Origin of the sequence: Streptomyces antnestii, assembly GCF_004005495.1 — a bacterium.
Lineage (GTDB): Bacteria > Actinomycetota > Actinomycetes > Streptomycetales > Streptomycetaceae > Streptomyces > Streptomyces antnestii.
Genome location: NZ_RZYA01000020.1, coordinates 39,484 through 57,073 on the forward strand (window position 1 = coordinate 39,484; position 17,590 = coordinate 57,073).

Consider the following 17,590-nt stretch of genomic DNA (forward strand, 5'->3'; position numbering starts at 1 on the left):
GACTATGCTCGGGCACCGCATTGCAGTCGTACACCTCTGGAGCTCCCATGGCCTTGAAGATCACCGTGATCGGCACCGGCTACCTCGGCGCGACACACGCCGCCGCCATGGCCGAGCTCGGCTTCGAGGTCCTCGGGCTCGATGTCGTCCCCGAGAAGATCGAGATGCTCACCCGGGGCGAGGTCCCGATGTACGAGCCAGGTCTCGAAGAGCTGCTGCGCAAGCACGTCGCCGGGATCGAGGGCTCCACCGGCCGGCTGCGCTTCACCATGGACTGGGCCGAGGTCGCCGAGTTCGGCGACGTCCACTTCGTGTGCGTGAACACCCCGCAGAAGCACGGCGAGTACGCCTGCGACATGAGTTACGTAGACGCCGCGTTCTCCTCCCTCGCACCGCACCTGAAGGCGGGCGCGCTGGTCGTGGGCAAGTCGACGGTGCCGGTGGGCTCCGCCGCCCGCCTCGCGACGCTCCTGCCGGAGGGCACCGACCTGGCGTGGAACCCCGAGTTCCTGCGCGAGGGCTTCGCCGTCCAGGACACGCTGCACCCGGACCGCATCGTGGTCGGCGTGCGCAGCGAGCGCGCGGAGAAGATCCTGCGGGACGTGTACGCGGCGCCGGTCGGGCAGGGCTCGCCGTTCGTGGTCACCGACTTCCCGACGGCCGAGCTGGTCAAGACGGCCGCCAACTCCTTCCTCGCGACGAAGATCTCCTTCATCAACGCGATGGCGGAGGTGTGCGAGGCCGCGGACGGCGATGTCGCGAAGCTCGCGGAGGCGATCGGCCACGACGACCGGATCGGCTCCAAGTTCCTGCGGGCCGGCATCGGCTTCGGCGGCGGCTGCCTGCCCAAGGACATCCGGGCGTTCATGGCCCGCGCCGGTGAGCTGGGCGCCGACCAGGCGCTGACGTTCCTGCGCGAGATCGACTCCATCAACATGCGGCGGCGCGGCCAGATGGTCGAGATGACCCGCGAGGCACTGGGCGGCGGCTCGTTCCTGGGCAAGCGGGTCGCGGTCCTCGGCGCGACGTTCAAGCCGGACTCGGACGACGTACGGGACTCGCCCGCGATGAACGTCGCCGGGCAGATCCACCTCCAGGGCGGCCAGGTCACGGTCTACGACCCGAAGGGCAACGCCAACGCGCGGCGCCTCTTCCCGACGCTCGGCTTCGCCGACTCCGTGCTGGACGCGGTGCGCGGGGCGGATGTCGTGCTGCATCTGACGGAGTGGCGGGAGTTCCGCGAGCTGGACGCCGAGCTGCTGGGCGGGGTCGTGGCGTCCCGGGTGATCCTGGACGGCCGCAACGCGCTGGACCCTGCGGTGTGGCGCGAGGCCGGGTGGACGTACCGCGCGATGGGCCGCCCGACCGCATAGTCAGCCCCTCCGCACAAGTCAGCCCCTTGGGGGTCCCCCCGGACGGAGTCTGGGGGAGTTTGAGGAGCGGGGTCCGGGGCAGCGCCCCGCGACCCCGGCACATCAGGCGTCCAACGGCTCAATGCGTGCGGTAGACGGCGGACGCCGCAACGCCGCGGCGCGGGCCGCGAACTCCGTTCCCTGGAGCACCCGTTGGACGTTGCCCCACGTGAGCAGCGCCAGCTCCGTCTCCGTCCAGCCCCGCTCGATCAGTTCGGCGAGCAGGTACGGGTAGCGGGACACGTCGGCGAGGCCCTCGGGGTGGACGGCTCCGGTGTCGTACGTGCCCGCGAGGCCGACGGCCCTGGCGCCCGCGACGCGCCGCACATGGTCCAGGTGGTCCGCGACGTCGCCGAGCGCGGGCCCCGTGTGCTCGGCGGAGCACGGCACGAGACACACACCGGTGTTGGCGCCCACCTCGGCGAGCAGGTCGTCGGGGACGTTGTCGGGATGGCCGTTGAGGGCGTGGGCCCCGGAGTGGGTGAGGATCACCGGGGCCTTGGTGATCTCCAGGACCCTGCGCGCGGTACGGGCGGAGGCTCCGGTGAGGTCGGCCAGTACGCCGAGCCGGTTCATCTCCCGCACCACCTCCTCCCCGAACCGGGTGAGCCCCGCCTCGCCGGCCCACGAGGTGCCGGAGAGGGTGAGCAGGCGCACGCCGAGCGCGTACAGGGCGCGCAGCGTGGCGAGGGAGTCCCCGGCCGCGGAGGCGGGCGCGGGGCCCATGAGAACCGCGACGCGCCCGTAGGCGCGGGCGTCGCAGGCCTCGGAGGCGCTGCGCGCCAGGCGCAGGCCCTCGGGGTATTCGGCGACGACGTGCCGGGCGAGGTCGAGCTGTTCCAGGACCGCCGTCACCGGATGCTCGGGCGCGGCGGCTCCGGGCAGGCGCAGGGTCCACAGGAGGGCGCCGACCCCTCCGTCACGCAGCCGGGGTATGTCGGTGTCGACCGACGTCTCGCCGAGTTCGAGGTCGTACCAGGGCAGGGTGCGCAGCGTTGCGGGCAGACCGCAGTAGCCGTCGGCGACGGGGTGGTGCGTGAGGAGGGCGCGGGCGCGGGTGAGCGCGTCGTCCGCGGGGGGCTCGGGAGCCTCCTCGGTCGGTGAGGAGAGCTCGTCGAGCTCGCCTGTCTCGGCGGCGGTGATCAGTTCTTCCTGCAGTTCTGCCATGGCAAAGCTCCGGACATCGACGGTGTCGGCAGTCCGTTCACCGTCACACGCCTGGCGGACAGCCACCCGGTGGGCGCGGCGTTCGGGCGACACCGGGCGATCGAAACCTCCGGAGCGGAAGAACTCCGGAGGTCTCACCGGCCGTCACCAGGCAGTCAGCCGTCAGTCGCTGAGCCGGTCCAGCTGGTCCTGCTGGTCCAGCTGAGCCAGCGTCGCGTTCGACGGCCCGCGGCGGGACTGCTCGTCCCGTGCCACGTCCTCCGCGGCGCCGAGGACACGCACCGCGTTGCGCCATGTCAGCTTGGCCAGGTCGGCGTCCGACCAGCCGCGGTCCACGAGCTCCGCGATCAGGTTCGGGTAACCCGAGACGTCGCCCAGGCCCTCCGGCAGGAACGCCGTGCCGTCGTAGTCGCCGCCGATGCCGACGTGGTCGATGCCGGCGACCTCGCGCATGTGGTCGAGGTGGTCGGCGACCGTGGACACCGTGGCGACCGGCCGGGGGTGCGCCTCCTCGAAGGCGCGGTGGAGCTTCATCGCCTCCGGGGACGTGTCCAGGTGGTGGAGGCCGTGCGCGCGCAGGTTGTCGTCCGCGGCGGCCGTCCAGTCGACGGCGGCCTGGAGGACGAACTTCGGTACGAACGTGGCCATCGCGACACCGCCGTTGGCGGACAGCCGCTCCAGGACGTCGTCCGGGATGTTGCGCGGGTGGTCGCACACGGCGCGCGAGGACGAGTGGGAGAAGATCACCGGCGCGACCGACGTGTCGAGCGCGGCCCGCATCGTGGTGGCCGCCACGTGCGAGAGGTCGACCAGCATGCCGGTCCGGTTCATCTCCCGTACGACCTCGTGGCCGAACGGCGAGAGGCCGCCGACGCCCGGGTCGTCCGTCGCCGAGTCCGCCCACGCGATGTTGTCGTTGTGCGTGAGCGTCATGTAGCGCACGCCGAGCGCGTGCAGCGCCCGCAGCGTGGCCAGCGAGTTGTTGATGGAGTGGCCGCCCTCGGCGCCCATGAGGGACGCGATACGGCCCTCGGCGCGCGCCGTCTCCATGTCCGCGGCGGTGAGCGCGCGGCGCAGGGTGTCCGGGTAGCGCTCGATCAGCTGCTGGACGCAGTCGATCTGCTCCAGGGTGGCGCTGACGGCCACGTCGCCTGCCATGTCCGAGCGGACGTACACGGACCAGAACTGCGCGCCGACCCCGCCGGCCCGCAGCCGGGCCAGGTCGGTGTGCAGGTGCGCGCTCTGGTCGACGGCGATGTCCCGCGCGTCGATGTCGTACGCGACCTGCTCACGCAGCGCCCACGGCAGGTCGTTGTGGCCGTCGACGACGGGGAAGTCGGCGAGGACCGCGCGGGCCCGCTCCAGTGCCGGCGAGAGCGACGTGGCCATCGCGGTCACTTCCCGAAGCCGAAGCCGTTGGAGCCCTCGACCTTGGCGCGCAGCCGCTTGCCCTTCTCGGTGGCCTGGTCGTTCAGCTCCTGCTGGAACTCCCGCATGCGGCCGAGGAGTTCCTCGTCGTGGGTGGCGAGGATGCGGGCCGCGAGGAGGCCCGCGTTGCGCGCGCCGCCGACGGACACCGTGGCGACGGGGACGCCGGCGGGCATCTGCACGATGGACAGCAGGCTGTCCATGCCGTCGAGGTACTTCAGCGGGACCGGGACGCCGATGACGGGCAGCGGGGTCACGGAGGCGAGCATGCCCGGCAGGTGGGCCGCTCCCCCGGCGCCCGCGATGATCGCCTTGATGCCGCGCTCGGCGGCCTGCTCGCCGTACGCGATCATCTCGCGCGGCATGCGGTGCGCGGAGACGACGTCGACCTCGTAGGGGATCTCGAACTCGTCGAGGGCCTGGGCGGCGGCTTCCATGACGGGCCAGTCGGAGTCGGAACCCATGACGATGCCGACGACGGGAGACGTGCTCATTCGGTGATCGTTCCTCTGAGGTAGCCGGCTGCGTGACGGGCGCGCTCGAGCACGTCGTCCAGATCGTCGCCGTAGGTGTTGACATGGCCCACCTTGCGGCCGGGCTTCACGTCCTTGCCGTACATGTGGATCTTGAGCTTGGGGTCGCGGGCCATGCAGTGCAGATACGCGGAGTACATGTCCGGGTAGTCGCCGCCGAGGACGTTGGCCATGACCGTCCAGGTGGCGCGCGGGCGCGGGTCACCGAGGGGGAGGTCGAGGACCGCGCGGACGTGGTTCGCGAACTGCGAGGTCACGGCGCCGTCCTGGGTCCAGTGCCCGGAGTTGTGCGGGCGCATCGCCAGTTCGTTGACGAGGATGCGGCCGTCGCTGGTCTCGAAGAGCTCGACCGCGAGATGCCCGATGACACCGAGCTCCTTCGCGATCCGCAGGGCCAGCTCCTCGGCGCGCAGGGCGAGGCCCTCGTCGAGGTTGGGAGCGGGCGCGATCACCGTGTCGCACACGCCGTCGACCTGCTGGGACTCGACGACGGGGTAGGCCACGGCCTGGCCGTGCGGGGAGCGGACGACGTTGGCCGCGAGCTCGCGGACGAAGTCGACCTTCTCCTCGGCGAGGACGGGGACGCCGGCCTTGAAGGGCTCGGCGGCGTCCTCGGGGGACCGTACGAACCACACCCCCTTTCCGTCGTAGCCGCCGCGCACCGTCTTGAGGATGACGGGGAAACCGTCACCCTCCTCGGCGAAGGCCACGACATCCGCGGGGTCCTTCACGAGGCGGTGGCGCGGGCAGGGAGCGCCGATCTCCGTGAGCTTCGCACGCATCACACCCTTGTCCTGGGCGTGCACGAGCGCCTCCGGTCCTGGGCGCACGGGGATGCCGTCCGCCTCCAGGGCCCGCAGGTGCTCGGTGGGCACGTGCTCGTGATCGAAGGTGATCACGTCACAGCCCCGCGCGAAGTCACGCAGCGTGCCGAGGTCGCGGTAGTCGCCTATGACGACATCGCTGACCACCTGCGCCGCGGAATCCTGTGGAGTGTCACTGAGGAGCTTGAACTTGATGCCGAGCGGGATGCCTGCCTCGTGTGTCATACGAGCGAGCTGACCGCCGCCGACCATGCCGACTACCGGGAACGTCACACCCCCAGAGTATCGGCCGCCCCGCGGTGTCCGGATTACCGGCGTCCCGGGGGTGCCCGGCGGGCCGCCTGGTTAGCATGGGCCGGATCGATGGACCGGAACCACGGGGGCTGGGGCGAGCACGATGAACGGACCTGGCGCATGGCGCGCGCGGCTCGACCTGCTCGGCCGCGAGGTCGCCAAGTTCGGGGCCGTGGGCGCGCTCGGCACCCTTGTGAACTTCGCCGTCTCCAACGTCCTGTGGCACATGACGAGCCTGGCGGCGGTGCGGGCCAACATCATCGCCACGATCGTCGCCATCGCCTTCAACTACGCGGGGTTCCGCTACTTCACCTACCGTGACCGCGACAAGAGCGGCCGGACGAAGGAGCTCACGCTGTTCCTGGCGTTCAGCGCGGTCGGCCTGGTGATCGAGAACGGTGTGCTGTACGCCGCGATCTACGGCTTCGGCTGGGACAGCTCGCTGCAGCGCAACGTCTTCAAGTTCGTCGGCATGGGCATCGCGACCCTGTTCCGCTTCTGGTCCTACCGCTCGTGGGTCTTCAAGGCGCTGCCCGCCCGGGAGACCGTCGCGCGTGCGGAATCGTTCCTGGAGGAGCGGCCCGAACCCACTGATTCACAGCGGACCCGCTAGCGGACCGTCTCCGGCCCGTCCTCCGGCAGCGACTTCCTGAGCGGCGTACGCGACAGGAACAGGCCGAACACCGGCGGGTTCGTCTGGAGCATCTCCAGGCGGCCGCCGTCCGCCTCGGCGAGGTCCCGGGCGACGGCGAGGCCGATGCCCGTGGAGTTACGGCCGCTGATGGTCCGCTCGAAGATCCTCGCGCCCAGGTCGCCCGGCACGCCGGGCCCCTCGTCGGTGACCTCGACGACGGCCTGGTTGCCGGTGACGCGGGTGCGCAGGGCGACGGTGCCGCCGCCGTGCATGAGGGAGTTCTCGATCAGCGCGGCGAGGACCTGCGCGACGGCTCCCGGGGTGCCGACGGCCCTCAGGTGACGCTTGCCGGACGAGACGATGGCGCGGCCCGCGCTGCGGTAGGCCGGGCGCCACTCCTCCAGCTGCTGCTTGATGACCTCGTCCAGGTCGAAGGAGACCGCGGACCCGGTGCGCGGGTCGCGCGAGTTGGTGAGCAGCCGCTCCACGACGTCCGTGAGCCGCTCGACCTGCGCGAGCGCGATCGTCGCCTCCTCCTTCACCGTGTCCAGGTCGTCGGTGACGGTGATCTCCTCCAGGCGCATGGAGAGCGCCGTCAGCGGTGTACGCAGCTGATGGGAGGCGTCGGCCGCCAGGCGCCGCTCGGCGGTCAGCATCCGGGCGATGCGCTCGGCGCTGGAGTCGAGGACGTCCGCGACCCGGTCCAGCTCGGGCACCCCGTAGCGGCGGTGGCGCGGGCGGGGGTCGCCGGAGCCGAGGCGTTCCGCGGTGGAGGCGAGGTCGGTGAGGGGGGAGGTGAGCCGGTTGGCCTGGCGTACGGCGAGCAGGACCGCGGCGACGACGGCGAGCAGCGCGACGCCGGCGATGATCAGCAGCGTGCGGCCGACCTCGCGGGTGACGGAGGAGCGGGGCTCCTCGACGGTGACCGTCTCGCCCTTCTCGCCCTTGGCGGTGGCCCGGATGACGTCACCCTTGGGGCGCGCGCCGATCTCGATGGGCGCCCGCCCCGGCAGCTCGATCCTGGCGTGCCGGTCGGGGCCGACCTGGTCCCTGAGGATCGCGCCGCTGACCTGTTCGTCGCCGAGGAGCCGGCTGTCGACGATGCTGACGAGCCGGACCGCCTCGGAGTCCACCCGCTCCTGGGCGCTGTTGGTGATCGTGCGGGTCTCGACGATGACGAGCGAGACCCCGAAGACGGCGATCACGACGAGCACGACGGCGAGGGTGGAGTTGATCAGACGGCGGCGCATGCGTCCCAGTCTCCAGGATCATCCGAAGCCCGCGCCCCTGAGAGGGGCGCGGGGAACAGCGCCCCGTAAGGGGCGCGGGGAACTGCGCGACCAGCCACGACGAAACCCGCAGCCGAAAAGCAGAGCCTCAGCTCTTCTCGAACCGGAACCCGACCCCACGCACCGTGGCGATATACCGGGGATTGGCCGCATCATCCCCGAGCTTCTTCCGCAGCCACGAGATATGCATGTCCAAAGTCTTGGTCGACGACCACCAGGTCGTGTCCCACACCTCGCGCATCAACTGGTCCCGGGTGACGACCCGGCCCGCGTCCCGCACCAGGACCCGCAGCAGGTCGAACTCCTTGGCGGTGAGCTGGAGTTCCTCGTCGCCCATCCACGCGCGGTGCGACTCCACGTCGATGCGGACGCCGTGCGTGGCGGGCGGCTGCTGCGGCTCGGCGGCGCCGCGCCGCAGCAGGGCCCGTACGCGGGCGAGCAGTTCGGCGAGGCGGAAGGGCTTGGTGACGTAGTCGTCGGCGCCCGCGTCCAGGCCGACGACGGTGTCCACCTCGTCGGCGCGGGCGGTCAGGATGAGGACGGGCACCGTGTGCCCCTCGGCGCGCATCCGCCGGGCGACCTCCAGGCCGTCCATGCCGGGCAGTCCCAGGTCGAGTACGACGAGGTCGATGCTGCCCTGGAGTCCCGCGTCGAGCGCGGTCGGGCCGTCCTCACGCACTTCGACCTCGTAACCCTCCCTGCGCAGGGCGCGGGCCAGTGGCTCCGAGATGGACGCGTCGTCCTCGGCGAGCAGTACACGGGTCATGCAGTGATGGTAGTCCGCGCCGGACGGCGCCCGGAGGGTGATCCGGCATGGCCGCGACCCGGCCGATCAGGCCTGCGGGTGTGGGATGAGACCCTGGAAGGCGCCTTCGAAACCGGGCGAATGGTTCCGCGTGGACCTGTGATCCATGTCTCAAGTCCTTCCATATGCCGCACTGTCCTGTCGTATGGTGAATGAACGCCCGATGCACTAAAGAGCAACCTTTGGAGCGCACTGCGCGACGAAGGTCTTTTTTATGTGCGAGCTGGTTCTCACCAGCGCGTTCAAGGAATGACCTGTGGACCGGCCGCCGACGACGGCGCCACACCACAACCCCCCGCACTGGCCGCACGGTCAATCACGACCCGCGACCCGTACCAGCAAGGAACTTCCATGGCGACCAGCCTGACGAAGGAATCCACCGGGGCACCCTCCGGCGGCAAGACCTTCTTCGGCCACCCTCGCGGTCTGGCCACTCTGTTCATGACCGAGATGTGGGAGCGTTTCTCCTACTACGGCATGCGCGCCCTGCTTCCGCTGTACCTGGTGGCCCCCGAGGGGCTCGGCCTCGACGCGGGCACGGCCATCGCCATCTACTCCGTCTACGTCTCAACGGTGTACCTGCTCGCCATGCCCGGCGGCTGGTTCGGTGACCGCGTGTGGGGTCCCCGGAAGACGACGGCCATCGCCGGCGCGATCATCATGATCGGCCACCTGCTCCTGGCCGTACCCGTCAGCGGCATCTTCTACGTCGGCCTGCTCTTCGTGGCCGTCGGTTCGGGTCTGCTGAAGTCCAACATCTCGACGATGGTCGGCCACCTCTACAACGGCCCGGACGACCCGCGCCGTGACGGCGGCTTCACCGTCTTCTACATGGGCATCAACCTCGGCGCGTTCGCCGCGCCGCTGGTCATCGGCACGGTCGGCCAGAACGTGAACTGGCACCTCGGCTTCGCCCTCGCGGCGGTCGGCATGGCGATCGGCCTCGGCCAGTTCCTGCTGGGCACCCGCCACCTGTCGGAGAAGTCCTCGGTCGTCCCGAAGCCCCTGGACCCCGCGGAGCGCGCCGCCACGCTGAAGAAGTCGATGATCTGGCTGCTCATCGCGGTCGTCTTCTACGCCATCGTCGTGGGCACCGGCACCTACACCCTGAACTGGGTGATGGTCCCGCTCATGCTGGTCGGCCTGATCGTCCCGATCTTCGTCCTGGCGCGCATCAAGCGCGACAAGGAACTGACGACCACCGAGCAGTCCAAGGTCTCCGGCTACATCTGGTTCTTCGTGGCCGCCGCCGTCTTCTGGATGATCTACGACCAGGGCGGCTCGACCCTGTCGATCTTCGCCGACAGCCACGCCAACACGAGCGTCTTCGGCTGGGACTTCCCGGTCTCCTGGTTCCAGTCCGTGAACCCGGTGATCATCATGGCCCTGGCCCCGGTCGCCGCCATGATCTGGCTGGCGCTGGCCCGCAAGGGCAAGGAGCCGAGCACGGTCACCAAGTTCTCGCTCGGTCTGGCCCTCATCGGCATCTCCTTCTTCGTCTTCCTGCTGCCGCTGACGGCCGCGGGCGGCGGCAAGGTCAGCCCCTGGTGGCTCGTCCTGATCTACTTCGTCCAGACGGTCGGCGAGCTGACCCTCTCCCCCGTCGGCCTCTCGGTCACCACCAAGATGGCGCCGGCGAAGTACGGCTCCCAGATGATGGGTGTCTGGTTCCTCGCGGTGACCGCGGGCGACGCGGTCACGGGCCTGCTCTCCACGGCCGGCGTCGACCTCAACGGCACGGGCGTCGTGGGCCTGGAAGCCGCGCTCGCAGTGCTCGCGGGCGGCGCGGTGTTCATGTACCGCAAGAAGGTCAAGGAACTGATGGGCGACGTCCACTAGACGCTGCGCTCTGCTGGTACCTGTACGAAGGGCCGCCGCACCGGAATCGGTGCGGCGGCCCTTCGGCTTTTTGCCCGTGGTCTGCGTCAGCGCAGGGTGAGCGGGGTCTCGGAGGTGACGCGGGTCAGCTTCTCGGGGTTGCGTACGAAGTAGAGGCCGGTGATGCGGGCGTCCTCGAAACGGACGGCGATCACGCCGTCGAGCTCGCCGCCCACGTGTACGGCGAGTGCCGGGCTGCCGTTGACCACGGTGGGCTCGCAGGTGATCGTGACCCCGAGCTTGGCGGAACCGCCGAGGTAGAAGCGGACGATCTTCTCGGCGCCGACGACGGGCCTGAGCGCGGCGCGCTTGACGCCGCCGCCGTCGCTGAGCAGCACGACATCGGGGGCGAGTACGTCGAGGAGGTCCTGCGGGTTCCCGGTCTCCAGGGCGCGCCGGAAGGACTCAAGGGCCGCCCGGGTCTCCTTCGCGGAGGCCGTCCGGCGGGGCCGGCGCTCGTCGACGTGCCCGCGGGCGCGGTGCGCGATCTGCCGCACGGCCGCCGGGGTCTTGCCGACGGCCTCGGCGATCTCGTCGTACTCGACCTCGAAGACCTCGCGCAGCACGAACACCGCGCGCTCGGTCGGGGTGAGGCTCTCCAGGACGAGCATCATCGCCATCGACATGCTCTCGGCGAGCTCGACGTCCTCGGCCACGTCCGGCGTCGTGAGCAGCGGTTCGGGCAGCCACTGGCCGACGTACGCCTCCCGGCGGCGATTCACGGTACGCAGCCGGTTGAGCGCCTGCCGGGTCGTGATCCGCACCAGGTACGCCCGCTGGTCGCGCACCTGCCCGAGGTCGGCCTTGACCCAGCGCAGCCAGGTCTCCTGGAGGACGTCTTCGGCGTCGGCCGCCGAGCCGAGCATCTCGTAGGCGACTGTGAAGAGCAGGTTGCGGTGGGCGACGAAGGTGTCGGTGGCCGTGTGGTCGCTGCTCTCAGCCATGGGTGGCCCCTCCGTTCTCCAGGAGCGGGACCGTCTCCTCGACCTTCTCTGCCTCCAGGCGGTGCGTGCGGGTGGGGAGGCCGAAGGTCGGGTGCGAGGTGGCCCACAGGGACATCCTGACGATGCCGGCCTTGACCCGCGCGGCCTTCCGACCGCCCACGTACGTCGGCTTCGCCTGCGCCTCGCCGTCGACCAGCTGCAGGATTCCGTCCCGCTCCCCGAGGCTGATGTGGTTGCCGAGGTAGCCCAGCTTGACGTTCGCGATCGTGCGGCCGGTCAGGCGTCCCACGATCGCGGCCGCGGCCTGCCGGCCGGTGTAGCCGGCCGAGGCGCAGGACATGGGCAGCGGCAGGCCGTTGTCGCCGATGACGTAGGCGCTGTCGCCGGCGGCGTAGACGTTCGGGTGCGAGACGGACCGCATGGTGCGATCGACGACGATCCGACCGCCCTCGGTGACGTCGATGCCGCCGGCGGCCGCGAGGGGACTGACCTCGAACCCGGCCGTCCACACGGTCGCGTCGGACGCGAGCGCGGTGCCGTCGGCGCACACCACGCGCTCCGCTTCGACGGCCTCGACGCTCGTGTGCTCCAGAACGGTGATGCCCAGCCGTACGCAGGCCTGGCGCAGGTGGCTACGGGCTCCGGCGGAGAGCGGGGCGCCGAGCTCGCCGCGCGCGACCAGGGTCACCGACACCCCGGGCCGGGATTCGGCGATCTCGGTGGCGGTCTCGATGCCGGTCAGCCCGTCACCGACGACGAGCACGCCGGCGCCTCCGCGCTGGCTGCTCAGACTCTCCAATCGCTCACGCAGGCGCAGCGCGGAGGGCCGGGCGGATACGTCGAAGGCGTGCTCGGCCACGCCGGGGACACCGTGGTCGGCGCCGTGGCTGCCGAGCGCGTAGAGAAGTGTGTCGTAGCCGAGCTCGTCGGCCTGGTCGGCCCTGTCGGCCACGGCGACGACCTGACGCTCGGGGTCGACGGCGGTGACGCGGGCCAGGCGCAGCGCTACCCCCGTGCCCACGAAGACGTCGGCGAGCTGAGGGGCGTCGATGTCCCGTCCGGCCGCGAGCTGATGCAGCCGCAGCCGTTGCACGAAGTCCGGCTCGGCGTTGACCACGGTGATCTCGGTGTCCGCCGGGGACAGCCGCCGGGCCAGGGTCCCGGCCACGTAGGCCCCGGCATAGCCGGCACCGAGGACGACGATGCGGTGCTTGCGGTGCTTCATGAGCTGCTCCTGTCGGCTGGCTTGCTCCCGGGTTCGCCATCAGGACACCGCGCGGCTGATCGCCGTGACAGCATGTGAGCCAGATCACTCGGTAAGTCTGGCGACCACCGCGAAAGAGCAGGGCCGATCATCCCGTCCATGGGAGGAACCTTGACCGCCGATCATCGACGTGGACATCACGACGGAGGCGCTGAACCAGCTATGACCAGGGATCCTGAGCCGCCATGTAGCCCACCCCGGTTCAGCCCGCGTGGAGCGCTCCGGCGCGAACGGCCGTAACGAAGGCCGACCACGCGGGCGTGGCAAAGGCGACGGCGGGGCCATGCGGGTTCTTGCTGTCGCGGACGGGGAGGTGGGCGGGGCAGGCGGCGTCGTTGACCTCCAGGCAGGCACCGCTCTCGCCACCGCTGTACGACGACTTGCGCCAGCCGGTCAGCACCGAGGCGACGGGGATGGTGTGCTCACTGCGCTTCATTCTCGTAATCCTCCGCGACGGACCTGATCAGGGCCAGGGACTTACGGTGCGACAGCGCGTCGCCCAGGGCGTGATCGTAGGCCACCTGGCATTGCCGCACGACGGACGGCAGCTCCCAGACCCGTCCCGTCATCAAGCCTTCCACGTAGGCGATCGGCGGGAGTTCCTCGAACCACATGAGCGAGACGACGCCCTCCAGCAGCGCGTGGGCACCCACCGCGAACGGGAGAACGTGGACGCGGATGCGGATGCGGCGACTCTCGCCCAACTCCACGATGTGCCGAAGCTGTTGGCACATTACGGCGGAGCCACCGATGGGCCTGCGCAGCACGGCCTCGTCGAGAATCGTCCACACCACCGGCGAGTGGAAGTTGCCCAGAATGCTGGCGCGGTCGAGGCGTGTGGCAAGGAGCTTGTCACGTTGCTCATCAGTCTTGGGCGGGAGCCCCGAATCCAGAACCGCCCGCGCGTACGCCTCCGTCTGAAGCAGGCCAGGAACCAGCTTCGGCCCATAAACCCTGATGGCCGTCGCTTGCCCCTCAAACTCCAATGCCTCCGCAAAATGCTCGGCAACCAGCCTCCCGTCCAGCACGGGCAGGAACCGCTCGAAGAACCCGCCCGCCTGGAGCGCCTTGTCGAGCCGGCGCGCATCCCCGGCATCCGGCCGACGCCGCCCCGCCTCGATGTGGGCGATCTGGGAGCGAGAGATGATCGAAAGCTCGCTCAACTCCTCCTGCGTGAGCCCCAGACTCTCGCGCCTGCGCCGCAGTTCCTCCCCGTACTTGACGCGGGAGACCGGGTTGTCCTCGATGGCCATCGCCAACTCCCCTTTGTGCGTTCCGCATTGGCACACGCGAACCTCTGTCGACCGTACCCAGAGTGACCGCACGCTGACCCCATGAACGTAGAAGAGGGACCGGAAGAGCACCGGCCCGGGAGCTTCGTGGCCCACACCGGCACGGACGCGTACGGCCCGGGCAAAGTCCTGAGCGCGGAGGGAGCGTTGAGACGAGTCAGGTTCGTGCACTTCGTGGCGACGATCCGGGTGCGGGACCTCCGCGAGGCGAACGAGCGGGAGGCAGTCATGATCCGAACGTGGCTACGGGAGAAGGCGGCGCGCTACGGGGGTGTGTGGTGAGGCCACACCATTCCCACCCGAACACATGAAGTAACCGTCCGTGTACGGAAGTTGCTGTACGGTGAGCGCAAAGCGGCCCTCGCTGCCGGCTGGAACCAGCAACGAGGGCCTTCACCACGAGTGTCAACGAAGGGCACCCGAAATGCAGCGCCATGTTATCCCGCCGACTCGTTTCTTCTCGCAGACCTCGAACGAGATCATCCGGCACCCCCGGCTCAACTCAGACGCCGTACGCCTCCTCACATGGCAGCTCTCGCTCCCGGCGGACGACGACGAAACTCTCTCCGCGACCGCGCGCCGCGCCTCGATCGGAAAGTGCGCATTCCTCAGCGCCAAGCGGCAGTTGAAGCACGAGGGCTACGTACATGAATGGCGGGAACAGGTCGAGCGGGGCCACTGGCGGACACGCCAGCTCTGCTCGAACGTGCCACTGAGCGCGGAGGAGGCGGCGCTGATCCGCGGGATGTCTCCGACGGGCGGGATTCCGGCCGCCGGTGAGCCGACGGTTCGGGTCGTCGGCGGTCTTCCAGACACACCCCCTACGGGGAACACCCTCCAACCTTCCCCGGAGCCGGCGGCTGAGCCGGAGCTCGAGCCGGAGCCGGAGCTCGAGCCGGATCCGGAGCCGGAGCTCGAACCCGAGCCGGAGCTCGAACCCGAGCCCGATCCCGCCGCCTCCGCCGACGACCTCGCGGACGCGCGCCGCGTCGTCGAGGAACTGGCCTACCTGGACACCCGGTTGGGCCGCGTACCGCGCGCCATACTGCCGGAGCTGACCGACCTCGCCGCCGCCTGGCTCACGGCCGGACACACAGCCCACGCGCTGCTCACCGAGGTACGCCGCAATCTCCCGACGTCCGACGTACGCGTACACAGCCCAGGCGGCCTGGTCCGGTACCTGTGGCGGGAGGTCCCCACCCTCACCCCCACCACAGCCCCCGAAGCTCCGACACCTCCACCACCCCCGCGTGTCGCCACGATGCGCGAATGCGAGGGCCCGGGCCACATCCAGCCCCTCCTGTTCCGCCCCCTCGGCGACGAGGACCACTGCGGCGACTGCCGCCGCGCACGCGCCGGAGCGGCAGACCCGGAACAGACCTGGGTGGACACGGCACGCCGCGGGGCAACCGCAGCGCGGGAGGCGATGCGGGGAATCGGAGTGATGGGGGCGTGAGGGGCCGGGAGGACTCCCACGCGACCACGGGTACGTACCCGTACCCTGGGAGCAGGGAGAGGAGTACGACCATGCCTGATGCCAATATCCGTATCCCTGAAGAAGCCAGAGACCGCCTCGCGGCGATCGCGTCCGGCGAGGGCCTGTCACTGCGGGCCTATCTGGCGCGCCTGGCCGAGACGCTGCTGACCCCGCAGGAGCGGGCGGAGAGGGCCGAGAAGGCCCGGGCCGCGCTCGCGGAGTGGAACGGATACGCCCCGACGGCCACGGAGCAGCGTGAGCTCGACAGCGAGCTGGACCGCCGCCTGTCGAAGGTGACCGGCCGGTGAGCGACGCCGTGCACATCGTTCTGGACGAGACGGCGGTGGCGGCGGCCGGCCAGGGCAACGTCCTCGCTTCGCGATTGATCCACCGCGCGCACGCCGAACCGGACTGGTTCCTGTATGCCCCGGCCTGCGTCCTGGTCGAAGCGGACCGAAACAGGCCAGGAACGGCCGAACACATCGCCGCTCTGCCTGGCGTCACAGTCCTCGACCTCGACCTGCCCGCCGCCCTGGCGGTGGCGCGCCACGAGACGTGGGCGGCTGCCCATGCCCAGCACGCGGCACAGCCCACACCGGACCGCCCGGACGGCGCGATCGTCGCCACGACCGCACCGAAGCAGTGGAAAGGCCGCCCGGTCAGGGTCCTGGACCTCACTCCGTAACCCCCGGGCTGACGAGATCGAGGCCCGGAGCAAGCCTGGGCAGCCACGGCGCAACGGGGGGCGGCTGCCGCGCGGGAAGCGCTGCAGCGGCCGGTGACAGGGACGAGACGGCCCGCGTGTTCTCATGACCGGATTCATGCAGCACGCTCAGCAGACAGGGGCCAGTCCGTGTTCACTGATCCACGAGTGCACACCCGCAAGTGGGCAGCACGTCACCCGGTACGCATGGGGCTACTCGTCGGGGCGATCTTCTACGGGGTGGAAGTGCTGGCGACGGGAGACCCCCTGGGAACGCTGCCCTTCGCAACTGTCATCGGGGTGATCTTCTGGCTTGCCGCGCTCAGCGGGCGCAGGAAGTACCGGAAGCCACAATGACAAGGGCCGTCCCTGACACGAGCCCTGGGTCACCGGTCGGCGGCGCCTGCGCTCCTGACTCCGAGGTACTTGGATGCCATGCCGACGGCGCACGAGAACGTGCCCTTCACTGAGCTGCTGCATCACCCCGCAGCCACGGCACGACGGCTGGATACGGTCCGCGCGCTGCGGATGCGCTGCCGGGACGCGGGGACCTTCCAGGAAGTGCCAGGTCGTCAGGGATGCACAAGGATCTTGACCTGAGTGTCGCGGCCCTCCCCCAGCAGCGTCTCGTAGCCGTCCTGGACCGCCCGCTCCAGTGGGATGCGCGACGTGATGAAAGCGTCCGCGTCGATCGCGCCTCGGCGGATCGCCGCGATCACTGACGGGAAGTCCGAGCCCGCGTAGCCGATCGTCGAGGTCAGGGACGTCTCCGTGCGCATCAGCTGGATCGTCTCGACCTGGGCGGGTTGCGACCACATCGCGAGGTTGACCGCCGTCCCGCGCTTGCGCAGTGAGCCGAGTGCCGTGTCCAGGGTGATCTGGAGACCCGATGCGTCGAAGGCCGCCGCCACTCCCAGGCCGTCCGTCAACTCCCTTACCCGTGCTGCCACATCGTCCTGCGCCGGGTCCAGTACGACGTCCGCACCCAGGCGTTCCGCCAGCTTCTTGCGGGCCGTGCTGACCTCGCTGACCGCGACCATGCGCGCGCCCGTCGCGTTCAGCGCGGAGAGGACGCCCAAGCCGATCGGACCCGCGCCGACGACCAGCGCTGCCGAACCGGGCGGCAGCGCCGCCACCCGTACCGCGTGCCACGCCACCGCGAGCGGTTCGACGAGCGCGCCGAGGTCCGTGCCGACGCCCTCCGGCAGCCGGTGCACCATCCGCGGCGGCAGCACCACGTACTCGGACATGCCGCCGCCCCAGCCGTTGATGCCGACGAAGCCGGACTGCTCGCACAGGTTGTAGTCGCCCTGACGGCAGTACGCGCACGTGTCGTCGTAGATTTCCGGTTCGACGCAGACTCGGTCGCCGACCGCGAGGCCCTTGACGCCCTCGCCGATCTCCGTGATCACGCCGGCGAACTCGTGGCCCATCACCGGCGGCGCCTGCTCCCCGGTCAGCGGGTGCGGCCGGTCGAGGCCGAACGCGGCCGGGCCCGCCTGGTACAGGTGCAGGTCGGAGCCGCAGATCCCGCACCACTCGACCTTGATCTTGACCGTGCCGGGGCGGAGTCCGGGCTCGGGGATGTCTTCGAGGCGCAGGTCCTTGGGGCCGTGCAGCCGCAGTGCGCGCATGGTCGGTCGGTC

The 17,590-nt window shown here is 70.3% G+C and carries 18 protein-coding genes; 7 read left to right on the top strand and 11 right to left on the bottom strand.

Annotated features, from left to right (window positions below; all coding sequences use genetic code 11):
• Nucleotides 1-47: 47 nt before the first annotated feature.
• Nucleotides 48-1,373 (top strand): UDP-glucose dehydrogenase family protein, encoded by a 1,326-nt coding sequence (locus tag EOT10_RS31475; protein ID WP_127831786.1) that lies wholly within the window; start codon nt 48-50, stop codon nt 1,371-1,373.
• 102 nt (nt 1,374-1,475) lie between these two features.
• Here EOT10_RS31475 and EOT10_RS31480 read toward each other — a convergent pair whose 3' ends face one another.
• The 4 genes from EOT10_RS31480 to EOT10_RS31495 form a co-directional block, all read right to left on the bottom strand.
• Nucleotides 1,476-2,579: a dipeptidase gene (locus tag EOT10_RS31480; protein WP_127831787.1), complete on the bottom strand. Its 1,104-nt coding sequence runs from the start codon at nt 2,577-2,579 to the stop codon at nt 1,476-1,478.
• 162 nt (nt 2,580-2,741) lie between these two features.
• Nucleotides 2,742-3,968 (bottom strand): dipeptidase, encoded by a 1,227-nt coding sequence (locus EOT10_RS31485; protein ID WP_127831788.1) that lies wholly within the window; start codon nt 3,966-3,968, stop codon nt 2,742-2,744.
• Between the two features lie 5 nt (nt 3,969-3,973).
• Nucleotides 3,974-4,471, bottom strand: a complete 498-nt coding sequence (purE, locus tag EOT10_RS31490; protein WP_127831880.1) for a 5-(carboxyamino)imidazole ribonucleotide mutase — start codon at nt 4,469-4,471, stop codon at nt 3,974-3,976.
• Nucleotides 4,472-4,497: 26 nt separating this feature from the next.
• Nucleotides 4,498-5,637, bottom strand: a complete 1,140-nt coding sequence (locus tag EOT10_RS31495) for a 5-(carboxyamino)imidazole ribonucleotide synthase (protein WP_189492305.1) — start codon at nt 5,635-5,637, stop codon at nt 4,498-4,500.
• Between the two features lie 124 nt (nt 5,638-5,761).
• Here EOT10_RS31495 and EOT10_RS31500 point away from each other — a divergent pair, with 124 nt between their 5' ends.
• A complete protein-coding gene (locus EOT10_RS31500) occupies nt 5,762-6,271 on the top strand; it encodes a GtrA family protein (RefSeq protein ID WP_127831790.1) in 510 nt (169 codons plus the stop codon).
• Here EOT10_RS31500 and EOT10_RS31505 read toward each other — a convergent pair.
• A complete protein-coding gene (locus EOT10_RS31505) occupies nt 6,268-7,542 on the bottom strand; it encodes an ATP-binding protein (protein WP_127831791.1) in 1,275 nt (424 codons plus the stop codon). The genes EOT10_RS31500 and EOT10_RS31505 overlap by 4 nt on opposite strands.
• Before the next feature lie 127 nt (nt 7,543-7,669).
• Nucleotides 7,670-8,347 carry a response regulator transcription factor gene (locus EOT10_RS31510; protein ID WP_100597941.1) on the bottom strand — a complete coding sequence of 226 codons (678 nt, stop codon included), beginning with the start codon at nt 8,345-8,347 and terminating at the stop codon, nt 7,670-7,672.
• Between the two features lie 390 nt (nt 8,348-8,737).
• Here EOT10_RS31510 and EOT10_RS31515 point away from each other — a divergent pair, with 390 nt between their 5' ends.
• Nucleotides 8,738-10,225, top strand: coding sequence for an oligopeptide:H+ symporter (locus EOT10_RS31515; protein WP_127831792.1), 1,488 nt, complete (start codon nt 8,738-8,740; stop codon nt 10,223-10,225).
• 86 nt (nt 10,226-10,311) lie between these two features.
• Here the strand turns inward: EOT10_RS31515 and EOT10_RS31520 are convergent, their stop codons facing one another.
• From EOT10_RS31520 to EOT10_RS31535, 4 genes are all read right to left on the bottom strand, one after another.
• Entirely contained in the window at nt 10,312-11,208 is an 897-nt protein-coding gene (locus tag EOT10_RS31520; RefSeq protein ID WP_127831793.1) for an RNA polymerase sigma-70 factor, read from the bottom strand.
• On the bottom strand, nt 11,201-12,433 hold the full coding sequence (locus EOT10_RS31525) for an NAD(P)/FAD-dependent oxidoreductase (RefSeq protein ID WP_127831794.1): 1,233 nt from the start codon (nt 12,431-12,433) through the stop codon (nt 11,201-11,203). The genes EOT10_RS31520 and EOT10_RS31525 overlap by 8 nt, the downstream gene beginning before the upstream one ends.
• A 241-nt stretch (nt 12,434-12,674) precedes the next feature.
• The gene (locus tag EOT10_RS31530) at nt 12,675-12,908 is read right to left on the bottom strand and encodes a DUF397 domain-containing protein (RefSeq protein ID WP_127831795.1); all 234 of its coding nucleotides are present in this window, start codon (nt 12,906-12,908) and stop codon (nt 12,675-12,677) included.
• Entirely contained in the window at nt 12,895-13,725 is an 831-nt protein-coding gene (locus tag EOT10_RS31535) for a helix-turn-helix domain-containing protein (RefSeq protein ID WP_127831796.1), read from the bottom strand. The genes EOT10_RS31530 and EOT10_RS31535 overlap by 14 nt, the downstream gene beginning before the upstream one ends.
• 81 nt (nt 13,726-13,806) lie before the next feature.
• Here EOT10_RS31535 and EOT10_RS31540 point away from each other — a divergent pair, with 81 nt between their 5' ends.
• The 4 genes from EOT10_RS31540 to EOT10_RS31555 all read left to right on the top strand — a co-directional run bounded on the left by EOT10_RS31540 (nt 13,807) and on the right by EOT10_RS31555 (nt 15,926).
• Nucleotides 13,807-14,046 (top strand): hypothetical protein, encoded by a 240-nt coding sequence (locus tag EOT10_RS31540; protein ID WP_127831797.1) that lies wholly within the window; start codon nt 13,807-13,809, stop codon nt 14,044-14,046.
• Between the two features lie 142 nt (nt 14,047-14,188).
• Nucleotides 14,189-15,220, top strand: a complete 1,032-nt coding sequence (locus tag EOT10_RS41445; RefSeq protein WP_189492308.1) for a hypothetical protein — start codon at nt 14,189-14,191, stop codon at nt 15,218-15,220.
• A 71-nt stretch (nt 15,221-15,291) separates the two neighbouring features.
• Nucleotides 15,292-15,549: a hypothetical protein gene (locus tag EOT10_RS31550; protein ID WP_127831798.1), complete on the top strand. Its 258-nt coding sequence runs from the start codon at nt 15,292-15,294 to the stop codon at nt 15,547-15,549.
• The gene (locus tag EOT10_RS31555) at nt 15,546-15,926 is read left to right on the top strand and encodes a PIN domain-containing protein (RefSeq protein ID WP_189492311.1); all 381 of its coding nucleotides are present in this window, start codon (nt 15,546-15,548) and stop codon (nt 15,924-15,926) included. The genes EOT10_RS31550 and EOT10_RS31555 overlap by 4 nt, the downstream gene beginning before the upstream one ends.
• 590 nt (nt 15,927-16,516) lie before the next feature.
• Here EOT10_RS31555 and EOT10_RS31560 read toward each other — a convergent pair.
• A complete protein-coding gene (locus EOT10_RS31560) occupies nt 16,517-17,578 on the bottom strand; it encodes a 2,3-butanediol dehydrogenase (protein WP_127831799.1) in 1,062 nt (353 codons plus the stop codon).
• Nucleotides 17,579-17,590: the final 12 nt, after the last annotated feature.